This is a genomic window from Streptomyces sp. NBC_00210 (assembly GCF_045160975.1).
In the GTDB taxonomy this organism is placed as follows: Bacteria; Actinomycetota; Actinomycetes; order Streptomycetales; family Streptomycetaceae; genus Streptomyces.
The window spans coordinates 6491166-6513533 of the sequence record NZ_CP108120.1 but is presented as its reverse complement, the minus strand read 5'-3'; the positions used below and the strand labels follow the sequence as shown (position 1 = coordinate 6513533).

Genomic DNA, 22368 nt, shown 5'->3' with positions numbered 1-22368 from the left:
CGCAAATCGCCGTAATCATCCCAACACCCCCTGCGGAAGAGGCCTCTGATTCACGATCCTGAACAGCCATCGGATGTTTATTGCGCGAGAGGTCTTCCGGTTCTGCTGAGGCGCGGGCACCATGCGGGTCGTGGGACGACGTGATGTACTCGCCATCCAACTCCCGTGCCACGCAACGGCGGTGATCACGACAGCGGGCACACACCCGGCGACACCGCGGGACGTTCCGCCCCTGGGCCCGTGGACGAGCTGGGGCCTACCGGGCTGAGTCGCGGCCGCGGCCGCGCGGCCGCGCTACAGCGCCCGCCGCATCGCCCGGTGCCCGATCCCCGCGTCCAGGAACTCCGCCCCGTACGCGACATACCCCAGCCGCTCGTAGAACCCCGTCGCATGCGTCTGCGCATGCAGGTCCACCGCCGCCAGGCCCCGCTCACGCGCGGCCTCCTCGATCGCCCGGACCAGCGCCACACCCACCCCCAGGCCCCGTGCCGCCGTGCTCACCGCGAGGCGGCCCAGCGAACCCACCGACGGGTCGCCGCCGGTGCGGTCCGCCGCAGCCGGGCCGTACAGCAGGCGGCCCGTCCCCAGCGGCAGCCCGTCCGCGCCGACCGCCAGCACATGCACCGTGGCCGCGTCCACCTCGTCGAACGCGTCGTACTCGATCTCCGCCGGCACCTGCTGCTCGACGACGAAGACTTCCTTCCGTACGGCGAAGCACGCCTCACGGTCCGCGAGCCCCACCGCCACCCGCACCTCGAAGACACTCACGCGCTCTCCGCCGCGATCTTCTCCAGGGCCAGCTGCAGGTCCTCCGGGTACGAGCTCTCGAACTCCACCCACTGCCCGTCCGACGGATGCTCGAAGCCCAGCCGCACGGCGTGCAGCCACTGCCTGGTCAGCCCGAGGCGCTTCGCCATCGTCGGGTCCGCGCCGTACGTCAGATCGCCCACGCAGGGATGCCGGTGCGCCGCCATGTGCACCCGGATCTGGTGCGTACGCCCGGTCTCCAGCTTGATGTCCAGCAGCGACGCCGCCCGGAACGCCTCGATCAGGTCGTAGTGCGTGACCGACGGCTTGCCCTCCGCCGTCACCGCCCACTTGTAGTCGTGGTTGGGGTGCCGTCCGATCGGCGCGTCGATCGTCCCGCTCATCGGGTCCGGGTGCCCCTGCACCAGCGCGTGGTAGCGCTTGTCCACGACCCGGTCCCGGAACTGCGCCTTCAGCAGGGTGTACGCCCGCTCCGACTTGGCGACGACCATCAGTCCGGACGTACCGACGTCCAGCCGGTGCACGATCCCCTGCCGCTCCGCCGCGCCCGAGGTGGAGATCCGGTACCCCGCGGCCGCGAGACCGCCGATCACGGTCGTACCGGTCCAGCCGGGGCTCGGATGCGCGGCCACCCCGACCGGCTTCACGATCACGACGATGTCCTCGTCGTCGTGCACGATCTCCATGCCCTCGACGGGCTCGGCCACGATCTGCACCGGCGCGGATGCCTGCGGCATCTCGACCTCGAGCCACGCCCCGCCGCGCACCCGTTCGGATTTTCCGACCACCGAGCCGTCGACCTGCACCTTCCCGGAGGCGGCCAATTCGGCCGCCTTCGTACGGGAGAACCCGAACATCCGGCTGATGGCGGCGTCGACGCGCTCGCCCTCGAGGCCGTCGGGTACGGGCAGGGTGCGGATCTCGGGAAGCGTACTCACCCGTTGAGTATGCCTTGTCAGTCCTTGTGGACTGTCCCGTCGGGGTCCAGCCCCTTGAAGGACAGGATCACAATCAGGAAGCCGCCGCAGACGATCGCGGAGTCGGCGAGGTTGAAGACGGCGAAGTGCGCGGGCGCGATGAAGTCGACGACCGCGCCCTTGAAGACGCCCGGCGCCCGGAAGATCCGGTCGGTGAGATTGCCGAGCGCACCGCCGAGCAGCAACCCGAGGGCGATCGCCCAGGGCAGGCTGTAGAGCTTGCGCGCCAGCCGGGCGATCACAATGATCACCGCCGCCGCGATGACGGTGAAGATCACGGTGAAGGCCTCGCCGATGCCGAACGCGGCGCCCGCGTTCCGTACCGCCGAGAACTTCAGCAGATCGCCGATGATCTCGATGGGCTCGTGGTGCTCCAGCTTGGCCACCACGATCATCTTGCTGACGAGGTCGATCAGGTACGCCACGACCGCCACGCCGAAGAGCACGGCGATCTTGCGCCTGCCCCGGGGCTGCTCGGCGGGCGACGCAGCCTCGTCGGCTCCCGCTGAATCCGACGTACCGATGGTGCGCTCCGCCTCTGCCACGTGAGTCCCTCAACCTAGGTGCCTGACTGAGCACGAGGGTACGGCACACACGTACGGAGTCAGCCCCGCCGTTCCTGCTTCTGCTTGTCCTCGACGCACAGGGTGGCGCGGGGGAAAGCCTGCATACGAGCCTTGCCGATCGGGTTCCCGCAGACCTCGCAGAGACCGTACGTCCCGGCGTCCAGCCGCAGCAGTGCCCGCTCGGTCTGCTCCAGCATGTCCCGGGCGTTGGCGGCGAGCGCCAGCTCGTGCTCACGCGTGATGTTCTTGGTCCCGGTGTCGGCGTCGTCGTCGCCGGCGCCGTCCCCGGAGTCCCGCATCAGCCCGGCCACGGACTCCTCCGAGGAGCTGATCTCCAGTGTCAGCCGCGCCGCCTCGCTCTCCAGCTCGGCACGCGCCTCGGCCACCTCCTTGGGGGTCCACGGGTCCTCGCCGGGCCGCACCGCGAGCCCGCCGGGCGGTGTCGCGGCGGCTGTAGTGATCGTGGGCACCGTGGCCGCACCCTTGCCGGCTGCGGATGACGTACCCGCGGTCTTCTTCGCTCCCACCGTCCTGGCTCCTGTCTGCTGTGCGGCCTGGGCCGCCCCCTTGGCCGCGGTTGCGGCCTTCTTCGCGGCCTTCTTGGCCACGGCCTTCTTCGCAGGTGCCTTCTTCACCGGCGGCGTACGGTCCGCGGACACGGCCGTCGCCCTCTTCTTGGTGGCGGTTGTCTTGTTCGTGGCGGCCTTCTTCGCCGCGGTCTCCTTGGCGGCGGCCTTCTCGGTCGTGGTCGTCTTTACCGTGGCCTTATTCGCCGCGGCCTTCTTCGGGGCAGTCGTCTTCGTGGCGGTCGTCTTTGCCATGGTGGTCTTCGTCGGGGTCGCCTTCTTCGTCGCAGGGGCGTTCTTCGTCGCGGGGGCCTTCTTCGTCGCGGGGGCCTTCTTCGCCGTGGCTTTCTTCGCGGCAGGTGCCGCGAGCGCCGACACCCGCTTCACCGTCGCCGTCGCCGTGGCAGCCGACGCCTTCTTCGCCGCCGCCTTATTGGTGGCCGCTTTCTTGGTCACCGACTTCTTCGCCGCCGCCTTCTTCGCGGCGGTGGATCTTGCGGACGCCGTCTTCTCGGCGGTCTTCTTCGCCACCATGCCGCGGCCCCTTCACATATTGTGATCTTGCGCGCGAATCGTGCTGGGACGATAAATCGACCCAAGCCCCGCGGCAAACGGGGCACGCCGCCGCATCGGTCCGCCCCGGCCTGCGACAAGGCGAACCTGCATCCGTTGTGCCCAGCTCCCCGCCCGGTAATCCGCCCCCGGGGCGGAGCCGGACTCCGTCGGAGCGCGTATCGCCATTCGGGTCAATGACCCGCCTCGCGGGCGAGCCCGTGGACGGCCCGCTGAAATACGGTCGGCCGCCCCCGGTACGGGCCCGTACACTGGGCGCAGCGAAAGGCGTGGATGGGGACGAGTAGCGTCGTACGCAGCCATGAGCGACCCGGGGACGGTGAGAGCCCGGGGGCGAGCACGATGCGAAGCATCACCCCTGAGCCGCCGGAAGAAAGCCCTCGGAGCGTTCGGGGGCGAGTAGAACCGGCTTCGCGACCCCAATGAGGGGGCTCACCGGTCACGATCGGCGGGCCAAGGAGGGTGGTACCGCGGGAGCACAGGCTCTCGTCCCTCCGACGGAACGAATGACCTGTCCGTTGGAGGAGCTCCTCGATGACACCACCGCAGTACCGCCAGGTGCCCGCCCAGGTCGACCTGCCCGCGCTCGAGCACGCCGTGCTCGACTTCTGGCGCGAGAGCAAGGTCTTCGCCAAGAGCCTCGAGCAGTCCGAGGGCCGTCCCGAGTGGGTCTTCTACGAAGGCCCGCCGACTGCCAATGGCATGCCCGGCGCCCATCACATCGAGGCTCGCGTCTTCAAGGACGTCTTCCCGCGCTTCCGCACGATGCGCGGCTACCACGTCGCCCGCAAGGCCGGCTGGGACTGCCACGGCCTGCCGGTCGAGCTCGCCGTCGAGAAGGAGCTCGGCTTCGCCGGCAAGAAGGACATCGAGGCGTACGGCATCGCCGAGTTCAACGCCAAGTGCCGTGAGTCGGTGACCCGCCACACGGACGCGTTCGCCGAGCTCACGACCCGCATGGGCTACTGGGTCGACCTCGACGACGCGTACCGCACGATGGACCCCGAGTACATCGAGTCGGTGTGGTGGTCGCTGAAGGAGATCTTCGACAAGGGCCTCCTTGTCCAGGACCACCGCGTCGCCCCCTGGTGCCCGCGCTGCGGCACCGGCCTCTCGGACCATGAGCTGGCGCAGGGCTACGAGACGGTCGTGGACCCCTCCGTCTTCGTCCGCTTCCCGCTGACCTCCGGCCCGCTCGCGGGCGACGCTGCGCTGCTGGTCTGGACGACGACCCCCTGGACGCTGGTCTCCAACACCGCCGTCGCCGCGCACCCCGACGTGACGTATGTCGTCGCGACGAACGGCGAGGAGAAGCTCGTCGTCGCCGAGCCGCTGCTGGAGAAGGCGCTCGGCGAAGGCTGGGAGGTCACCGGGCAGTCCTTCACCGGCGCGGAGATGGAGCGCTGGACATACGACCGTCCCTTCGCCCTGGTCGAGTTCCCTTCGGAAGCGCACTACGTCGTCAACGCCGAGTATGTGACGACCGAGGACGGCACCGGTCTGGTCCACCAGTCCCCCGCCTTCGGTGAGGACGACCTCAAGGTCTGCCGCGCCTACGGCCTCCCGGTCGTGAACCCGGTCCGCCCCGACGGCACCTTCGAGGAGGACGTCCCGCTGGTCGGCGGCGTCTTCTTCAAGAAGGCCGACGAGGCGCTCGTGGACGATCTGCAGGCCCGCGGCCTGCTCTTCCGGCACGTCCCGTACGAGCACAGCTATCCGCACTGCTGGCGCTGCCACACCGCGCTGCTCTACTACGCGCAGCCGTCCTGGTACATCCGCACCACCGCGATCAAGGACCGGCTCCTCGAGGAGAACGAGAACACCAACTGGTTCCCGGACTCGGTCAAGCACGGCCGCTTCGGTGACTGGCTGAACAACAACGTCGACTGGGCGCTCTCCCGCAACCGCTACTGGGGCACGCCGCTGCCGATCTGGCGCTGTGAGGAGAACCACCTCACCGTCGTCGGCTCGCGCGCGGAGCTCGGCGAGCTGACGGGCGAGGACCAGTCGGCGCTGGACCCGCACCGCCCGTTCATCGACGAGGTCACCTTCCCGTGCCCGCAGTGCTCCGGCACGGCGACGCGCGTCCCTGAGGTCATCGACGCCTGGTACGACTCGGGCTCGATGCCGTTCGCGCAGTGGGGCTATCCGTACAAGAACAAGGAGATCTTCGAGAAGCGCTACCCGGCGCAGTTCATCTCGGAGGCCATCGACCAGACGCGCGGGTGGTTCTACACGCTGATGGCCGTGGGCACGCTCGTCTTCGACAAGTCCTCGTACGAGAACGTGGTCTGCCTGGGCCACATCCTCGCCGAGGACGGCCGCAAGATGTCCAAGCACCTGGGGAACATCCTTCAGCCGATCCCGCTGATGGACCAGCACGGCGCCGACGCGGTCCGCTGGTTCATGGCGGCGGGCGGGTCGCCGTGGGCGGCACGCAGGGTGGGCCACGGCACGATCCAGGAGGTCGTGCGCAAGACCCTCCTCACGTACTGGAACACGGTGGCCTTCCAGGCCCTGTACGCGCGCACGTCCAACTGGGCGCCGTCCGCGGCCGATCCGGCCCCGGCCGAGCGCTCGGTCCTGGACCGCTGGCTGCTGAGCGAGCTGGGCGCGCTGGTGGACCAGACGACCCAGGCGCTGGAGGGGTACGACACGCAGCGCGCCGGAAAGCTGCTCTCGGCCTTCGTCGACGACCTGTCCAACTGGTACGTACGCCGCTCGCGCCGCCGCTTCTGGCAGGGCGACGCGGCCGCGCTGCGCACGCTGCACGACGTCATCGAGACGGTGACCCGCCTCATGGCCCCGCTGACGCCGTTCATCACGGAGCGGGTCTGGCAGGACCTGATCGTCCCGGTGACGCCGGACGCGCCCGAGTCTGTGCATCTGTCGACCTGGCCGACGGCCGACCTGGACGCCATCGACCCCACCCTCTCCTCCCAGATGGCGCTGGTCCGCCGCCTGGTGGAGCTGGGCCGCGCCACCCGCGCGGAGTCCGGGGTCAAGACGCGCCAGCCGCTGTCGCGGGCACTGGTCGCGGCGGCGGGCTTCGAGTCGCTCTCTCCCGAGCTGCAGGCGCAGATCACCGAGGAGCTGAACGTCTCGTCCCTCGCCTCGCTCTCCGAGGTCGGCGGCTCGCTGGTCGACACGACGGCGAAGGCGAACTTCCGCGCGCTGGGCAAGCGCTTCGGCAAGGGCGTCCAGGCGGTGGCCAAGGCGGTCGCCGAGGCGGACGCCGCGGCGCTCTCCCTGGCCCTGCGCGAGGGGACTGCTTCCGTCGAGGTCGACGGCTCGCCCGTCACCTTGTCCCCGGAGGAGGTCATCATCACGGAGACCCCGCGCGAAGGCTGGTCGGTGGCCTCCGACTCGGGTGCGACGGTCGCGCTCGACCTGGAGATCACGCCGGAGCTGCGGCTCGCGGGTCTGGCGCGTGACGCGATCCGCCTGATCCAGGAGGCCCGCAAGAACAGCGGCCTGGACGTGGCGGACCGGATCGCGGTGACCTGGTCGGCGACGGACCCGTCCACGACGGAGGCGCTGACGGAGCATGCGGGTCTGATCGCGGACGAGGTCCTGGCGACGGAGTTCGGCCGGGACGCGGCGGCGGAGGGCTTCGGTGACCCGTTCACGGACGAGGGCCTGTCGCTGACGTTCCGTCTGCGCAAGGTGTAGCGCGTCGACGCAAGGGGGCTCGGGCGATGGCTCGGGCCCTTTTGCTTTCCCCACCCCGAAAACAAGCCCCTCCGGCGATGGAGGAGCGGTGCCCGGGCCGAAGCCCCGAAGCAAGCCCGGCCGGCGATTGAGGCGTGGGGTCCGGGGCGGAGCCCCGGTTCGGGATGGGGGTACCTCCCACGGCCGCCAGACCGTAGGGGGAGGGCGGGTAGGGGACAGAGCCCGCCGCAGGCGACCCGGACGCAGCGCACGACAAAGGGCCGGGCCCGGGACGTCATGTCCCGGGCCCGGCCCTCAGCCTGCCGACGGCTACGCGCGATCCGCGCGACCCGCCGTCAGTTGTCGTCCTCGTCGATCAGAAAGCCCCGCATCGGCGACGGCGCCTGCTGCATCGGCTGCGGCGCCTGCGGCCGCACCGGTGCCATCGGCTGGGTCATCGCCGGGGACATCTGCTGCTGGCCGCCGTACGACGGGGCACCACCCATCGACTGGTTGCCGCCCATCGACTGGCCCATGGACTGACCCATCGACTGGCCCATGGACTGGTTGCCGCCCATGGTGTGACCCATCGCACCCGCACCGGCCGAAGCCATCGAAGGGGACGGCGGCAGCGAAGCGGTCGGCGGAGTACGCGGCGGGGCCAGCGAGTCGTCCGCCTGGGTCTCCAGCTGACGCAGCTGCGACTCCAGGTAGGACTTCAGACGCGTGCGGTACTCGCGCTCGAAGCCCCGCAGGTCCTCGACCTTGCGCTCCAGCGTGGCGCGCGCGGACTCCAGCGAGCCCATCGCGACGCGGTGCTTCTCCTGGGCGTCCCGCTCGAGCGCGTCCGCCTTGGCGCGGGCATCCCGCTCCAGACCCTCGGCGCGGCTGCGCGCCTCGCCGACGATCTTGTTGGCCTCGGAACGGGCCTCCGCGATCGCCTGGTCCGCGGTCTGCTGAGCCAGCGAGAGGACGCGCGCGGCGCTGTCGCCGCCGGGGCCCTGCTGCGGCATCTGCGGGCCGTGACCGCCCATGTGGCCGCCCATCGGGCCACCCATGGGACCGCCCTGCATCGGACCGGGGCCCATCGGGCCCTGCGGACCGCCGTGGCTGGGACCGGCGGGCAGCTGCGGAGCACCACTGGGCAGCTGGGGGGGACCCATCTGCGGGGGCTGCTGCTGGACCGGCGGTCCGGATATGGCGGCGGGCACCGGCCCACCCGGACCTCGGCCGTCCTGCGGCTCCGGCTTGCGCATGCCCTGCTGCTGGTTCTGCGCGGCCGCACGTGTCGCCGCGGCCAACTTGGCACGCAGGTCCTCGTTCTCGCGGAGCAGGCGGGTCAGTTCGGACTCGACCTCGTCGAGGAAGGCATCGACCTCGTCCTCGTCATAGCCTTCTCGGAGGCGGACGGTCGTGAACTGCTTGTTCCGCACGTCCTCGGGGGTCAGCGGCATCTCTTCTTCACCTCTACGTAGTCGTCGGCAGTCGGCAGGACCGTATCGCTCACATCAGTTCCCCACGCCGTTCACGACGGAGATCAGAATGTAGACGATGATCATCAGAACGAAGAAGGACAGGTCGAGTGCCACGCCCCCGAGACGCAGCGGCGGAATGAACCGCCGCAGAAGCTTGAGCGGTGGATCGGTGACAGTGTAGGTGGCCTCCAGAACGACCACCATCGCCTTACCGGGTTGCCATGAGCGGGCGAACTGGAAGACGTAGTCCATGACCAGCCGGAAGATCAGCACGACAAGGAAGCACACCAGCGCGATGTAGACCACCTGCAGCGCCACGCCCATTCCTTGCTTCCCTCTCCCCTGGCTCTCGTCTTACCGGCCTTGCGGCCGGGTCGTTCCCGGTGTCGTGTTCTCAGCTCTGGTTGAAGAATCCGCCCTCTGCGATGCGGGCCTTGTCCTCCGCCGTGACATCGACGTTAGCAGGCGACAACAGGAACACCTTCTGCGTCACTCGCTCAATGCTGCCATGCAAGCCGAAGACGAGTCCCGCGGCAAAGTCGACAAGTCGCTTCGCATCGGTGTCATCCATCTCCGTCAGATTCATGATCACCGGGGTCCCTTCGCGGAAGTGTTCCCCGATGGTACGGGCCTCGTTGTAGGTCCGCGGGTGCAGTGTGGTGATGCGGTAGGGCTCCCGCTCGGACACGACCTTGGGCATGATCACCGGTGCGTTCTTCTCCAGGTTGGGACGTTCAGGTGTGATGGACGCCACGGGGGCAATTCGCGCCGGACGTCCGATTTCGGCGGGAAGCGGAACCGGCTCGCGCTGCGCGGGCGGTTGCACCACCCGTACCGGTTCGTCCCGCTCAACCTGGTGCGGGGGCTGGTGGCGCCGGTGGTCCCGCTCGGGCTCCGGCTCGGGTTCGAAGTCGTCGTCGGGATCGAAACCTCGGCCGTCGTACCCATCGTCCTCCACGAGGCCGAGGTAGACCGCCATCTTGCGCATCGCGCCGGCCATTCTCTGAGTCCTCCGCTCTGTGGTGGATCGGATCGGCCTCGTCACCAAGTGCCCGCGATCCACTCGGTCTGCCCGCATTTGCCGGGAATGACCATATTTTCTGCTGTGGTCCGACTTGCTTCGCGACGTTACCCGAGCCGGGGTCGGAGTCCGAGTACCGCAGTGCCGACGCGCACATGTGTCGCTCCGGCCGCCACGGCCTCTTCGAGGTCCGCACTCATCCCTGCTGACACCATGTTCGCAGCCGGATGCCCGGCGCGCAGGCGGGATGAGAATTCCATCAGCCGCTCGAACGCCGCCTGTTGCCGTCCCGCGTACGGTCCGGCGAGCGGCGCGACGGTCATCAGGCCGTCGAGCCGCAGTCCTGGTGCTTCCTCCACCGCGGCAGCCAACTCCTCGATACCGTCCGGCGCAATGCCGCCCCGCGCCCCGCGCTCCCCCGACCCGGCGTCCAGCGCGACCTGGATCAGGCAGCCGAGCTCGCGCTCCTCGCGTACCGCGGCGGCGGACAGAGCGGTGACGAGCTTGAGCCGGTCGACAGACTGCACGACATCGGCATAACTCGCCACGGAACGGACCTTGTTGGTCTGCAACTGTCCGACGAAGTGCCAGCTGAGGTCCAGATCCGAGCAGGCGGCGGCCTTCGGCGCCGCGTCCTGGTCACGGTTCTCGGCGACGTGCCGCGCCCCGAGCTCGTACAGCAGCCGCACATCGCTCGCGGGGTAGGTCTTGGTGACCACGATGAGGGTCACCTCCTCCCGCTTGCGGCCGGCGGCCGCACAGGCGGAGGCGATACGTTCCTCCACCAACGCCAGATTCCCTGCGAGTTCGGTTCTGCGGTCGGTCATGCGGTCTCTCCTGCCGGGGGTCCGGGGGTCTCCCCCCGGGAAGGCACAGCCAGCCAGACATATCCGGCGAGCCGCCCGGTGGTGCGGTCGCGGCGGTACGAGTAATGGTCGCGCGATTCCAGTGTGCAGACCTTCGAGCGCTTCCGGTCCTGCACGCCGAGCGCTTCGAGCTGGGCGTGGACCGCGGCCGTGACATCGACGGCCGGAGTACCCCAGCTGGTCTCGGACCAGGCGGCAGGCTCGACCGCGGCAACTTCCGCCCGCATCTGTTCGGGAACTTCGTAGCAGCGACCGCAGACGGCGGGTCCTGTTCTGGCGATGATCCGCTCCGGGCGCGCACCCAGTGATCTCATCGCCTCGATCGCCGCGGGCACGACCCCCGCGACCATCCCGGGCCGGCCCGCGTGCGCGGCGCCCACCACCGACGCGACCGGGTCGGCGAGCAGTACGGGAGTGCAGTCCGCGGTCAGTACGGCGAGGGCGAGCCCGCGCCGCGCAGTGACCAGGCCGTCCACGGGCGTGGTCGGCCCCTCGCCCCACGGCCCGTTCACCTCGGCAACGTCCTTGCCGTGGACCTGGTTCATCCAGACGACCTCGTCCGGGTCGAGCCCCAGTTCCTTCGCGGCGATCGCCCGGTTGGCCAGGACGGCCGCGGGGTCGTCGCCGACCGCTCCGCCGAGGTTGAGCTCTTCGTACGGAACGGCGCTCACCCCGCCCCACCTGTCGGTGAAGGCGAAGTTCGCGCCGCTCACGATGTCGTGCTGTCCTATCACTTCAAGAGGTCACTTCAAGAAGTCCGGGACATCGAGCTCTTCGGCCTGGGTGTCCGGGTACGGACGGGCCGGCGGGACCTGCGCCGACGAGCCCGGGGAGTTCAGGTCGCCGGCGACCGGAGCCGGCTCCGCGGGAGCCGAGGGCTCATCGCGGTGCGGCACGGAGCCGAGCGAGGAGCGCGCGCTCTCGCTGGAGCGGGCGGAGCTCGCCGGCTGCTCGTCGCGCTTGCCCGCGCCGGCCCCGAGGACGGTGTCCCGGCGGGCCGGCGGCTGTCCGCCGTCGAAGCCGGCCGCGATGACCGTGACCCGTACCTCGTCGCCCAGGGCGTCGTCGATGACCGCACCGAAGATGATGTTGGCCTCGGGGTGGGCGGCCTCGCTGACCAGCTGGGCCGCTTCGTTGATCTCGAAGAGACCGAGGTCGGAGCCGCCGGAGATGGAGAGCAGCACCCCGCGGGCGCCGTCGATGGAGGCCTCGAGCAGCGGCGAGGAGATCGCCATCTCGGCCGCGGCCACCGCGCGGTCGTCGCCGCGGGCCGAGCCGATGCCCATGAGCGCCGATCCCGCCTCGGACATCACGGACTTGACGTCGGCGAAGTCGAGGTTGATCAGGCCGGGCGTGGTGATGAGGTCGGTGATGCCCTGGACGCCGCTCAGCAGCACCTGGTCCGCGGACTTGAATGCGTCAAGCACGCTCACCTGGCGGTCCGAGATGGACAGCAGGCGGTCGTTCGGGATCACGATCAGGGTGTCGACCTCTTCGCGGAGCTCGGCGATGCCGTCCTCCGCCTGGTTCGCCCGGCGGCGGCCCTCGAAGGTGAACGGACGGGTGACGACGCCGATCGTCAGGGCGCCCAGCGTGCGAGCGATATTGGCGACCACGGGTGCGCCGCCGGTGCCGGTGCCGCCCCCTTCGCCTGCGGTGACGAAGACCATGTCGGCCCCCTTGAGGACCTCCTCGATCTCCTCACGGTGGTCCTCTGCCGCCTTGCGGCCGACTGCCGGGTTGGCTCCGGCCCCCAGGCCGCGGGTCAGTTCACGACCGACGTCGAGCTTGACGTCGGCGTCGCTCATCAACAGGGCTTGCGCGTCAGTGTTGATCGCGATGAACTCGACGCCCTTGAGGCCGACCTCGATCATTCGGTTGATGGCATTGACACCACCGCCGCCGACACCGATGACCTTGATGACTGCGAGGTAGTTCTGCGGTGCTGCCACGTCGAAGGCCTCTCGCCTCGAGTTACGTGTCGTCGCTGCGCGGTTGCCGCGTCGCGACGACGGATGCCGATGGGACGGTCCGAAACGCCGACCCAAACCCTAACGCTGAAGTTTAGGGTTACCAGTGTGTCTGCTTCCTGGACTCTCCGAACAGGACACTAAGTCGACAAGTGGCGCGCGTTCAACGAACACGCCGAACCTCCCGTTTTTCTTTTCACCCTATGTGATCAGCCGTTGCGCTGCCCAGTCAGGGTGCTGAACAGCGCATATGTCCGTCAACTCCTCGATGCGGCAGGGGCGGTGGGCGCGCTCACGTCGAAGTGCCGGGCCTTGGGCGCGGCTTTCATCAGTGCGGTGAGCGCACGCGCCTTCGCCGGTCCGTGCTCGGCGCTGCCCCAGACCACCGTACGGTCCCGGCTCAACTCCACGGTGATGTAGTCGTACGAGCGGACTGTGACCTTTGTTGTGTCCGCGGCGACATTTCCGGGGAGTTCGTCCCTGACCCGTACCGCCGCGGCGACGAGCCGGTCGGTGCCGAAGCGGCGCAGACTCGGGGACTGGCCCACTGCCATTTCGAGCAGCGGAACAGCCTTGGGAGCCTTGTCCACTGTGGCGAACCGTACGCCCTTCGTGTCCACTTCGACGAACCTTGCGCCCTTTTCCAGCAGCAGGACAGGCTTTCGCTCGGTCACTTTCAGACCGATCCCGTGCGGCCACGACCGTGCGACGTCCACCGTGTCGATACGGGGCAGCTTCTGCCGCAGCCGGGCCTCAATGGCGTCCGTATCGACGGAAATCAGCGGCGAACCGATAGGCACGGCCGCCGCATCCATGACCTCCCGCGGCGTCAGAACCTCAACTCCGGAGGTCTCCACCCGCTCCACGCGCAGCCATGGGGAGCCGTAGAGCACCCAGATTCCGCCCGCGAGAAGCAGGATCGAGGCGGCGGCGGTCAGCAGGGCGCGGCGGCCGGGGAGGCGCAGCCGCCGGGCCGGGGGGCCCTGGCGGGACGGGCCCGCCGACCCCGCGTTCCCGCCGGCGGGCTTGCCTGCCCCCCGTTCGGCGGTGGTCGGTCCGGCCACGCTCCCCTGCCCTTCTTACGCCTGGCGGCGTGCAGCGATCGCCTCGTACACCATGCCGACGAGCAGGTCGTCGGCGTCCCTGCGGCCGAACTCGGCGGCGGCACGCGACATCTCGTACAGCCGGTGCGGATCGGCAAGCACCGGAAGGACATTGCCCTGGACCCACTCGGGGGTCAGTTCGGCGTCGTCGACGAGCAGTCCGCCGCCGGCCTTCACCACCGGTTGGGCGTTGAGCCGCTGTTCGCCGTTGCCGATCGGCAGCGGTACGTACGCGGCGGGCAGCCCCACGGCGGAGAGTTCGGCGACGGTCATCGCGCCCGCGCGGCAGAGCATCATGTCGGCCGCGGCGTACGCGAGGTCCATCCGGTCCACGTACGGTACCGGGATGTAGGGCGGCATACCGGGCATGTTGTCCACGCGCGGCAGTTCGTTCTTCGGGCCGACCGCGTGCAGGATCTGGATCCCGGAGCGCTGCAGCACCGGGGCGATCTGCTGGATCACCTCGTTGAGGCGGCGGGCGCCCTGCGAGCCGCCGGAGACCAGCAGCGTCGGCAGGTTGGGATCCAGACCGAAGGCGGCGCGCGCCTCGGGTCGCACTCGCGCGCGGTCGAGGGTGGCGATGGTGTGGCGCAGCGGGATGCCGATGTAGCGGGAGTTGCGCAGCTTGCTGTCGGGCGTGGCGACGGCCACGCCCGCGGCGTACCGCGAGCCGATCTTGTTGGCCAGACCGGGCCGGGCGTTGGCCTCGTGGACCACGATCGGCACCCCGAGCCGCTTGGCGGCCAGATAGCCGGGCAGCGCGACATAGCCGCCGAAGCCGACGACGCAGTCGGCCTTCGTACGCTCCAGGATCTGCTCGGCGGCCTTGATGGTGCCGCGCAGCCGCCCGGGGACGGTGATCAGCTCAGGGGTGGGCTTGCGCGGCAGCGGAACGGCGGGGATGAGCGCCAACTCGTAACCCCGCTCGGGCACGAGCCTGGTCTCGAGCCCCTTCTCCGTGCCCAGTGCCGTGATCCCCACGGTCGGGTCCTGCCTGCGCAGGGCGTCCGCGAGGGCGAGCGCGGGCTCGATGTGGCCGGCGGTCCCCCCACCGGCGAGTACGACATGCACCGAAATTCACCGCTCTCCGGACGGACGCTTCTTACCGCGCCGTCTCATTGTCTTCCATCTCACCCCGGGCCTCCGCACGGCCAGGGCCGCCTTCGCGGCTGGGTCCTCTCGCGCGAAGGCGATCAGCAGCCCGACAGCGAACATGGTCGGCAGCAGGGCCGATCCTCCGTAGGAGAACAGCGGGAGCGGGACACCGGCGATCGGCAGCAGACCGAGCACCGCACCGATATTGACCACGGCCTGGGCCGTGATCCAGGTGGTCACGCCTCCCGCGGCATACCTCACGAAGGGGTCCTCCGTACGTCCGGCCACGCGGATACCCGCATAGCCTAGAGCCGCGAAGAGAGCGAGCACCGACAGCGTCCCCGCCAGCCCCAGTTCCTCGCCGGCGATGGCGAAGATGAAGTCGGTGTGAGGTTCGGGGAGTTGCCCCCATTTTTCCACACTTGCGCCGAGACCGGAACCGAACCATCCGCCGGAGGCAAGAGCATAGATGCCGTGCACGGCCTGCCAGCACTCGCCTTTCGGCCCCAGGTCGATGGCGCCGATGCAGGAGAGCCGGGACATCCGGTTCTCATTGGTCTTGATCAGCATGAAGCCGACGAGCCCGGCGATGCCGAGCACACCCGCGAACAGCCTGGTGGGCGCTCCGGCGAGCCACAGCAGGCCGAAGAGGATCGCGGTGAGGATGATCGCCGTGCCCATGTCGCCGCCGAGCATGATCAGGCCCAGCAGCAGAAAGGCGACCGGGACGAGCGGCACCAGCATGTGCTTCCACTGGGTCAGCAGCCGCTTGTCCTGCTTACGGGCGAGCAGGTCGGCGCCCCAGAGGATCAGCGCCAGCTTGCCGAATTCGCTGGGCTGGAGCTGGAAGGGGCCGCCCAGATAGATCCAGTTCTGGTTGCCGTTGACCGCGTGCCCTATCCCGGGGATCTGGACGAGCACCATCAGAAAGATGGCGCCCATCAGCAGCGGATAGGACAGGGCGCGATGCAGCTTGGCCGGCATCCGGGAGGCGATCAGCAGCAGACCGGTGCCGAGGGCGGCGGCGAGGAACTGCTTCCGGAAGAAGTAGGAGGCCGGGAGCGAGAGCTCGAGCGCCTTGATCATCGAGGCGGAGTAGACCATCACCAGGCCGAGCACGGTGATCAGCAGGCTGCTGCCGAGGATCAGGTAGTACGCGGTCAGCGGCCGGTCCCAGGCGCGGCGCGCCTGCTCGTACAGGCGCCGGGGGCCGCGGTCGCGGGGCGGTCGGGGGGTGCTGGGCCTGCGTGCGGTGCGGCGGGCGGTAGGCGGGCGGCGTACTGCTCCGCCGGCGCGACTGCGCAGGACGAGCCCGACGGGGCTGGGGCCGGGACCGGGGCCCGCCAGGGCGGGCATGGCGGGCATGGCGGGCATGAGAACCGGGCCGATCCCGGCGACACGCTCGCGCAGGGTGCGCAGAAAGGCCGGTCCGACCTCGGCGGCGTGCTCCCGCAGGGTGCGGACGGAGCCCGCGAGGGCGCGAGGCCCGGCGTACGCGCTCCCGCGCGCGGCTGGACGCCGCGGGCTCGGGCCCGGGGCGGCACCATCCGGGCCGGGCGCGGCAGCGCGGCTGAGGCTCGGCGCCTGGGCGGCACCCTCCGGCCCCGGCGCGGCAGCGGGCCGCGGGCTCGGCCCGGAGACGGCGCCATCAGGCGCCGGCGCGGCAGCGCCGCTCGGGCTCAGTCCCGGGACGGCACCATCCGGCCCCAGCGCGGCATCGCCGCTCGGGCTCGGCCCGGAAAGGGCGTCGGCCGGCCCCGGCGCGGCAGCGGGCCGCGGGCTCGGCCCGGAGACGGCACCCTGCGGCCCCGGGACGACGGACGCCGTCCCAGGCGCGGCAGCGCCGCTCGGGCTCAGGCCCGGGGCGGCACCATCCGGCCGCACCGCGACGGCAGCGGGCCGCAGGCTCGGCCCGGAAAGGGCGTCATTCGGCCCCTGCGCGGCAGCGTGGCGCGAGGTCGGGCCCAGGGCAGCGGCAGCCCGGCGCGGCGCGGCGGGGTGGTGGCGTGGGCCCGGGCCGGGGGTGGTGTCATCGGCCGGCATGGTCGCTGTCCCCTCCAGTCGTGCCTGGCGCGGCCGCCGGGACGCACGGCACGGCGCGGGAGTCGGTCCGGTCAGGCGCGCTCGGCGGCAAGTGCGCGGACCGCGTCCGCAAACGCCTCGCCTCGCTTGTTGTAGTTGGCGAACATGTCCATCGACGCACAGGCCGGGGCCAGCAGAACCGTGTCCCCCGGCCGGGCGAGGCGCGCAGCTTCCGAGACCGCCGCCAACATCGCCCCAGTGTCTGTCCGGTCGAGGTCGACGACCGGGACCTCGGGCGCGTGTCGCGCGAGGGCTTCGCGGATCAGCGCCCGGTCCGCACCGATAAGTACGACTGCGCGCAGTCGCTTTGCCGACTTCTCGACGATCTCGTCGAAGGTCGCACCCTTGGCAAGGCCGCCCGCGATCCACACGATCGGGTCGTACGCCGCCAGAGACGCTTCCGCGGCATGGGTGTTGGTGGCTTTGGAGTCGTCGATGTACCCGACCCCGTCCACGTCCTCGACGCGCTCGATGCGGTGCGGATCGGGCCGGAAGTTGCGCAGTCCGTCGCGTACGGCAGCGGGCGCGACGCCGTACGCACGCGCCAGCGCCGCCGCCGCAAGGGCGTTGGCGATGTTGTGCGGGGCCGGCGGGTTGACGTCCGTGACCTCCGCGAGCTCCTGTGCCTGCTTCTGCCGGTTCTCGACGAAGGCGCGGTCGACCAGGATCCCGTCCACGACTCCGAGTTGGGAGGGGCCCGGCGTGCCGAGGGTGAAGCCGATCGCCCGGCAGCCCTCCTCGACGTCCGCCTCGCGCACCAGGTCCTCGGTCGCCTTGTCGGCGGCGTTGTAGACGCAGGCGACGGTGTTGCCCTCGTAGATCCGGCCCTTGTCGGCGGCGTACGCCTGCATCGAGCCGTGCCAGTCGAGGTGGTCCGGTGCCAGGTTGAGCACGACGGCGGAGTGGGCGCGCAGCGACGGCGCCCAGTGCAGCTGGTAGCTGGAGAGTTCGACGGCGAGTACATCGAGATCGCTGTACGGCTCCTCGCCGAGGACCGCGTCGAGCAGCGAGACGCCGATGTTGCCGACGGCCGCCGTACGCAGACCCGCGGCCTCAAGGATCGAGGCGAGCATCCGTACGGTCGTGGTCTTGCCGTTGGTGCCGGTGACCGCGAGCCAGGGCACCGCTTTTCTGCCGTTCCGCCCGCGCAGCCGCCAGGCCAGTTCGACGTCGCCCCAGACGGGGACACCGGCCTCGGCGGCGGCCAGGAACAGCGGCTTGTCCGGCTTCCAGCCGGGCGTGGTGACGATGAGCTCCGTACCGGCGGGCAGCGTTGCCCCGTCGCCGAGGCGGACGGTGATTCCCGCCGCCTCCAGCTCGGCCGCCTGCGCACGGGAGCGCTCGTCGTCCCCGTCGTTGACGACCGTGACGACGGCGCCGAGACCGTGCAGCACGCGGGCCGCCGGGATCCCGGAGACCCCGAGACCTGCGACGGTGACCCGCTTGCCCCGCCAGTCCTGTGTGCTCACTTGTCGGCCGCCCAGCCCGCGTAGAAGAGCCCAAGACCCACGATGACGCACATGCCCTGGATGATCCAGAAGCGGACCACCACAAGGACTTCGGACCACCCCTTGAGTTCGAAGTGGTGCTGGAGCGGCGCCATCCGGAAGACCCGCTTGCCGGTCATCTTGAAGGAACCGACCTGGATGACCACGGACATGGTGATCAGGACGAAGAGTCCGCCGAGGAGGGCGAGCAGGAACTCCGTACGGGAGCAGATCGCCAGACCCGCGAGCGCGCCACCGAGGGCGAGCGAACCTGTGTCGCCCATGAAGATCTTGGCGGGCGACGTGTTCCACCACAGGAAGCCGAAGCAGGAGCCCATCAGGGCGGAGGCGACGACCGCGAGGTCCAGCGGATCGCGTACCTCGAAGCAGGCGTTGGGGTTGGTCAGCGTCACCGCGTTGGCACAGGACTCCTGGAACTGCCAGAGCCCGATGAAGGTGTACGCGCCGAAGACCATCACCGACGCGCCGGTGGCCAGGCCGTCCAGACCGTCCGTCAGATTCACGCCGTTCGACATCGCGAGAATCATGAACAGCGCCCAGACGACGAAGATCACCGGGCCGATCGACCAGCCGAAGTCCGTGATGAACGAAAGCTTGGTGGAGGCGGGGGTGTTGCCCCGGCTGTCGGCGAACTGCAGCGACAGCACGGCGAATGCGATGCCGACGATCAGCTGGCCGGCCATCTTCGCCTTGGCCCGCAGACCCAGCGAGCGCTGCTTGACGATCTTGATGTAGTCGTCGAGGAAGCCGACCAGGCCCATGCCCGCCGTAAGGAAGAGCACCAGCACACCCGAGAACGTCGGGTCCTCGCCGGTGATCACCTTGGCCAGGGCGTACGCGATCAGCGTGGCCAGGATGAAGGCGATACCGCCCATGGTGGGCGTGCCCTGCTTGCTGCCGTGGCTGCGCGGGCCGTCGTCCCGGATGAACTGCCCGTATCCCTTGCGGGCCAGGAGCTTGATCAGCAGCGGAGTGCCGACCAGGGTCAGGAAGAGCCCGATGGCTCCCGCGAAGAGGATCTGCCTCATCGGCCGGCCACCTCGCCCTCGGCCGTGTCCTCGAGGAGCGCCTGGGCGACCCGCTCAAGACCGACCGACCTGGAAGCCTTCACCAGCACGACGTCTCCCGGTCGCAGTTCACTGCGCAACAGGTCGACCGCCGCCCGCGCGTCGGACACGTGCACCGACTCCTCACCCCACGAACCCTCGTTATATGCGCCCAGTTGAAGCCAGGACGCTTCCCTGCCCCCGACTGCGACGAGCTTGCTGACGTTGAGCCGGACGGCGAGCCGTCCGACCGCGTCGTGCTCGGCGAGCGCTTCGTCGCCGAGCTCGGCCATCAGGCCGAGCACCGCCCACGTTCTCCCCCCCTTTGCCTGCGAGGCTTTGCCCATGGCCACGAGCGCGCGAAGGGCGGCTCGCATGGACTCGGGGTTCGCGTTGTAGGCGTCGTTCACGACCGTCACGCCGTCCGGTCGCTCGGTGACCTCCATGCGCCAGCGGGAGAGGGTGCCCGCCTCGGAGAGCGCGAGGGCGATCTCGTCGACGGACATGCCCAGCTCATGGGCGACGGCGGCCGCGGCGAGCGCGTTCGACACGTGGTGCTCACCGTACAGGCGCAAGGTCACGTCGCTGCACCCGGTGGGTGTGTGAAGCCTGAAAGCGGGCTGTCCGGATTCTGTGAGCCGGACATTCTCGGCACGTACGTCGGCGTCGTCGGCCTCTCCGAAGAGGACGACGCGTGCCTTGGTACGGGAAGCCATGGCGCGTACGAGCGGGTCATCGGCGTTGAGTACGGCCACGCCGTCCTCCGGCAGGGCCTCCACGATCTCGCCCTTGGCCTCGGCGATCTGCTCGCGGCCGCCGAACTCGCCGATGTGGGCGGTGCCCACGTTCAGTACGAGACCGATCTTCGGCGGGACCAGACCGGTGAGGTAGCGGATGTCGCCGATGTAGCGGGCGCCCATTTCGAGGACGAGGTGTTCGGTGTCCTCGGCGGCCCGCAGCGCGGTCAGCGGCAGGCCGATCTCGTTGTTCAGATTGCCCGCCGGGTAGACCGTTGGGCCCTTGCGCTCGAGGAGTTGGGCGATCAGGTCCTTGGTGCTGGTCTTGCCGGCCGAGCCGGTGAGCGCGACGGTGGTGGTGCCGAGGCGTTCGACGACGCGGCGTGCCAGGGCGCCGAGCGCGGCGGTCACGTCGGGCACGACGATCGCGGGTACGCCGACGGGGCGGGTGGCCAGCACGGCCACCGCTCCTGCCGCCACGGCCCGCTCGGCGTAGTCGTGGCCGTCGACGTGCTCGCCCGCGAAGGCGACGAAGAGGGCACCGGGCTGCACCGCGCGGGAGTCGGTGACGACGGGACCGGTGACCGAGGCGGCCGTATCCGGTATGTCGTACGACTGCCCGCCGACGATTTCGGCGATCTCGGCGAGGGAGAGGGCGATCACTGCTTCTTCCCACTGTTCTGAACGGCTGCAGCGTGCTCGATGGCGGCGCGCAGGACCTCACGGTCGTCGAAGGGGCGGACCACTCCGGCGATGTCCTGGCCCTGCTCATGGCCCTTGCCCGCGATCAGCACGGTGTCGCCGGGCTGTGCGCGGGCGACGACCGCGGCGATGGCGGCCGCCCGGTCTGCCTCGACCAGGACGTCACCGCGCTCGTGGATCGGGACTTCGGCCGCCCCGGCGAGCATCGCGGCGAGGATCGCGAGCGGGTCCTCGGAGCGGGGGTTGTCCGAGGTCAGTACGGCGGTGTCGGCGAGGCGGGCGGCGGCGGCGCCCATCGGGCCGCGCTTGGTCTTGTCCCGGTCGCCGCCGCAGCCGAGGACGATGTGCAGCCTGCCGTCGGTGACCTTGCGCAGGGAGCGCAGGACCGATTCGACGGCATCCGTCTTGTGGGCGTAGTCCACGACGGCGAGATACGGCTGGCCCGCGTCCACGCGCTCGAGCCGGCCCGGCACACCGGGGACGGCGGCGATGCCGTCGGCCGCGGTCTGCGGGTCGATCCCCGCGACGGCGAGGGTGACGACGGCGGCCAGGGTGTTGGCCACATTGAACGGTCCCGGCAGCGGGGCCTGGGCGCGGATCCGCTCGCCGCCCGGTCCCACCGCGGTGAAAGTCGAGCCGACTGCGCTGATTTCCACGTTCTCGGCCCGCCAGTCGGCGTCCGGATGTCCCTCGGCGGAGAAGCTCGTGACCGGTACGGACGCCTCCTTGAGGAGCCTGCGACCGTACTCGTCGTCGAAGTTGACCACCCCGAGCTTGCTGCGCTTCGGCGTGAACAGCTGCGCCTTCGCCTGGAAGTAGTCCTCCATGTCGGAGTGGAATTCCATGTGCTCGGGGCTGAGGTTGTTGAAGACGGCGACGTCGAAGACGCAGCCGTCGACCCGGCCGAGCACGAGGGCGTGACTGGAGACCTCCATGGCGACCGACTCGACGCCGCGCTCGCGCATGACGGCGAACAGGGCCTGGAGGTCGGTGGCTTCCGGGGTGGTGCGCTCGGACTTGATCCGCTCGTCGCCGATGCGCATCTCGACCGTGCCGATCAGACCGGTGCTGTGGCCGGCGGCTCGCAGGCCGCCCTCGACGAGATACGCCGACGTGGTCTTGCCGGAGGTGCCGGTGATGCCGATCTGGAGCAGATCGTCGCCGGGGTGCCCGTAGATCTCGGCGGCGAGCTCGCCCATGCGGCCGCGCGGGTCGTCGGTGACCAGGACCGGCAGTCCGGTCGCGGCCGCGCGCTCGGCGCCCGTCGGGTCGGTGAGGATCGCGGCCGCCCCGAGGTCCGCCGCCTGTGCGACGAAGTCGGCGCCGTGGAGCCGGGCACCGGGAAGGGCGGCATACACATCACCGGGCCGTACCGCCCGCGAGTCGTGGGTGATGCCGGTTGCTTCACCGGGGCCCGGGCTCTGCACACCCAGCCGGGCGGCCAGCTCCCCCAGGGGTGTCGGGCGGGGCCTGTCCGGACGGGGCGCTCCCGGCTGTTTCGCGGTGGCGTCCTGCTGGGCGGTTCGGTACTGATCAGCTTGTGACACGGCCGTGAGCGTACCCGGCGCACCCGGCCCGGGGGAAAAGGAGGGGGTGCTGCGGGCAGCGTGCTCGTCCGGCCGGTTCCCGGAATCGGAGGCGATGGTCGTCACTGGGTGTTTC

At 70.1% G+C, this 22368-nt stretch carries 19 protein-coding genes; 2 read left to right on the top strand and 17 right to left on the bottom strand.

Translation table 11 applies throughout. The features are described 5' to 3' along the window. Positions 1-294: 294 nt before the first annotated feature. From OG729_RS29410 to OG729_RS29395, 4 genes are read right to left on the bottom strand one after another with little or no spacing between them, the layout of a single operon-like run. On the bottom strand, positions 295-768 hold the full coding sequence (locus tag OG729_RS29410; RefSeq protein WP_405808884.1) for a GNAT family N-acetyltransferase: 474 nt from the start codon (positions 766-768) through the stop codon (positions 295-297). Then, complete coding sequence (locus OG729_RS29405) at positions 765-1706, bottom strand: RluA family pseudouridine synthase (RefSeq protein WP_405808883.1); 942 nt, start codon at positions 1704-1706, stop codon at positions 765-767. Before OG729_RS29405 ends, OG729_RS29410 begins: the two co-directional genes overlap by 4 nt. A 17-nt stretch (positions 1707-1723) precedes the next feature. Continuing rightward, the gene (gene lspA / locus OG729_RS29400; protein ID WP_360881696.1) at positions 1724-2290 is read right to left on the bottom strand and encodes a signal peptidase II; all 567 of its coding nucleotides are present in this window, start codon (positions 2288-2290) and stop codon (positions 1724-1726) included. Between the two features lie 59 nt (positions 2291-2349). Further along, positions 2350-3132, bottom strand: a complete 783-nt coding sequence (locus OG729_RS29395; protein WP_405808882.1) for a TraR/DksA family transcriptional regulator — start codon at positions 3130-3132, stop codon at positions 2350-2352. On the opposite strand from OG729_RS29395, the gene OG729_RS29390 reads away from it, so the two are divergent. Then, on the top strand, positions 3113-3436 hold the full coding sequence (locus OG729_RS29390; protein WP_405808881.1) for a hypothetical protein: 324 nt from the start codon (positions 3113-3115) through the stop codon (positions 3434-3436). The two genes, OG729_RS29395 and OG729_RS29390, sit on opposite strands and share 20 nt — an antisense overlap. Before the next feature lie 548 nt (positions 3437-3984). Then, positions 3985-7122, top strand: a complete 3138-nt coding sequence (gene ileS, locus OG729_RS29385; RefSeq protein ID WP_405808879.1) for an isoleucine--tRNA ligase — start codon at positions 3985-3987, stop codon at positions 7120-7122. Between the two features lie 335 nt (positions 7123-7457). Here the strand turns inward: ileS and OG729_RS29380 are convergent, their stop codons facing one another. The 13 genes from OG729_RS29380 to OG729_RS29320 form a co-directional block, all read right to left on the bottom strand. Continuing rightward, a complete protein-coding gene (locus OG729_RS29380; protein ID WP_360881704.1) occupies positions 7458-8555 on the bottom strand; it encodes a DivIVA domain-containing protein in 1098 nt (365 codons plus the stop codon). Positions 8556-8609: 54 nt separating this feature from the next. Then, positions 8610-8900: a YggT family protein gene (locus OG729_RS29375; protein ID WP_360881706.1), complete on the bottom strand. Its 291-nt coding sequence runs from the start codon at positions 8898-8900 to the stop codon at positions 8610-8612. A 70-nt stretch (positions 8901-8970) separates the two neighbouring features. After that, positions 8971-9576: a cell division protein SepF gene (gene sepF / locus OG729_RS29370; protein ID WP_360881708.1), complete on the bottom strand. Its 606-nt coding sequence runs from the start codon at positions 9574-9576 to the stop codon at positions 8971-8973. A gap of 128 nt (positions 9577-9704) precedes the next feature. Next, the gene (locus OG729_RS29365; protein WP_360881728.1) at positions 9705-10424 is read right to left on the bottom strand and encodes a YggS family pyridoxal phosphate-dependent enzyme; all 720 of its coding nucleotides are present in this window, start codon (positions 10422-10424) and stop codon (positions 9705-9707) included. Further along, positions 10421-11197 (bottom strand): peptidoglycan editing factor PgeF, encoded by a 777-nt coding sequence (gene pgeF / locus OG729_RS29360; protein WP_405808875.1) that lies wholly within the window; start codon positions 11195-11197, stop codon positions 10421-10423. Before pgeF ends, OG729_RS29365 begins: the two co-directional genes overlap by 4 nt. A 9-nt stretch (positions 11198-11206) precedes the next feature. Then, positions 11207-12415: a cell division protein FtsZ gene (gene ftsZ, locus OG729_RS29355; RefSeq protein WP_360881712.1), complete on the bottom strand. Its 1209-nt coding sequence runs from the start codon at positions 12413-12415 to the stop codon at positions 11207-11209. Positions 12416-12690: 275 nt separating this feature from the next. Continuing rightward, the gene (locus tag OG729_RS29350) at positions 12691-13497 is read right to left on the bottom strand and encodes a cell division protein FtsQ/DivIB (RefSeq protein WP_405808873.1); all 807 of its coding nucleotides are present in this window, start codon (positions 13495-13497) and stop codon (positions 12691-12693) included. A 15-nt stretch (positions 13498-13512) separates the two neighbouring features. Beyond that, positions 13513-14607, bottom strand: coding sequence for an undecaprenyldiphospho-muramoylpentapeptide beta-N-acetylglucosaminyltransferase (murG, locus tag OG729_RS29345; protein WP_360881716.1), 1095 nt, complete (start codon positions 14605-14607; stop codon positions 13513-13515). Positions 14608-14613: 6 nt separating this feature from the next. Then, positions 14614-15996, bottom strand: coding sequence for a putative lipid II flippase FtsW (gene ftsW, locus OG729_RS29340; protein WP_360881718.1), 1383 nt, complete (start codon positions 15994-15996; stop codon positions 14614-14616). Positions 15997-16745: 749 nt separating this feature from the next. Next, positions 16746-18182, bottom strand: a complete 1437-nt coding sequence (murD, locus tag OG729_RS29335) for a UDP-N-acetylmuramoyl-L-alanine--D-glutamate ligase (protein ID WP_405808871.1) — start codon at positions 18180-18182, stop codon at positions 16746-16748. Beyond that, on the bottom strand, positions 18179-19249 hold the full coding sequence (gene mraY, locus OG729_RS29330) for a phospho-N-acetylmuramoyl-pentapeptide-transferase (RefSeq protein ID WP_360866273.1): 1071 nt from the start codon (positions 19247-19249) through the stop codon (positions 18179-18181). The genes murD and mraY overlap by 4 nt, the downstream gene beginning before the upstream one ends. Further along, positions 19246-20667: a UDP-N-acetylmuramoyl-tripeptide--D-alanyl-D-alanine ligase gene (gene murF, locus OG729_RS29325; RefSeq protein ID WP_360866276.1), complete on the bottom strand. Its 1422-nt coding sequence runs from the start codon at positions 20665-20667 to the stop codon at positions 19246-19248. Before murF ends, mraY begins: the two co-directional genes overlap by 4 nt. Continuing rightward, positions 20664-22358, bottom strand: coding sequence for a UDP-N-acetylmuramoyl-L-alanyl-D-glutamate--2,6-diaminopimelate ligase (locus OG729_RS29320; protein ID WP_360866279.1), 1695 nt, complete (start codon positions 22356-22358; stop codon positions 20664-20666). The genes murF and OG729_RS29320 overlap by 4 nt, the downstream gene beginning before the upstream one ends. Positions 22359-22368: the final 10 nt, after the last annotated feature.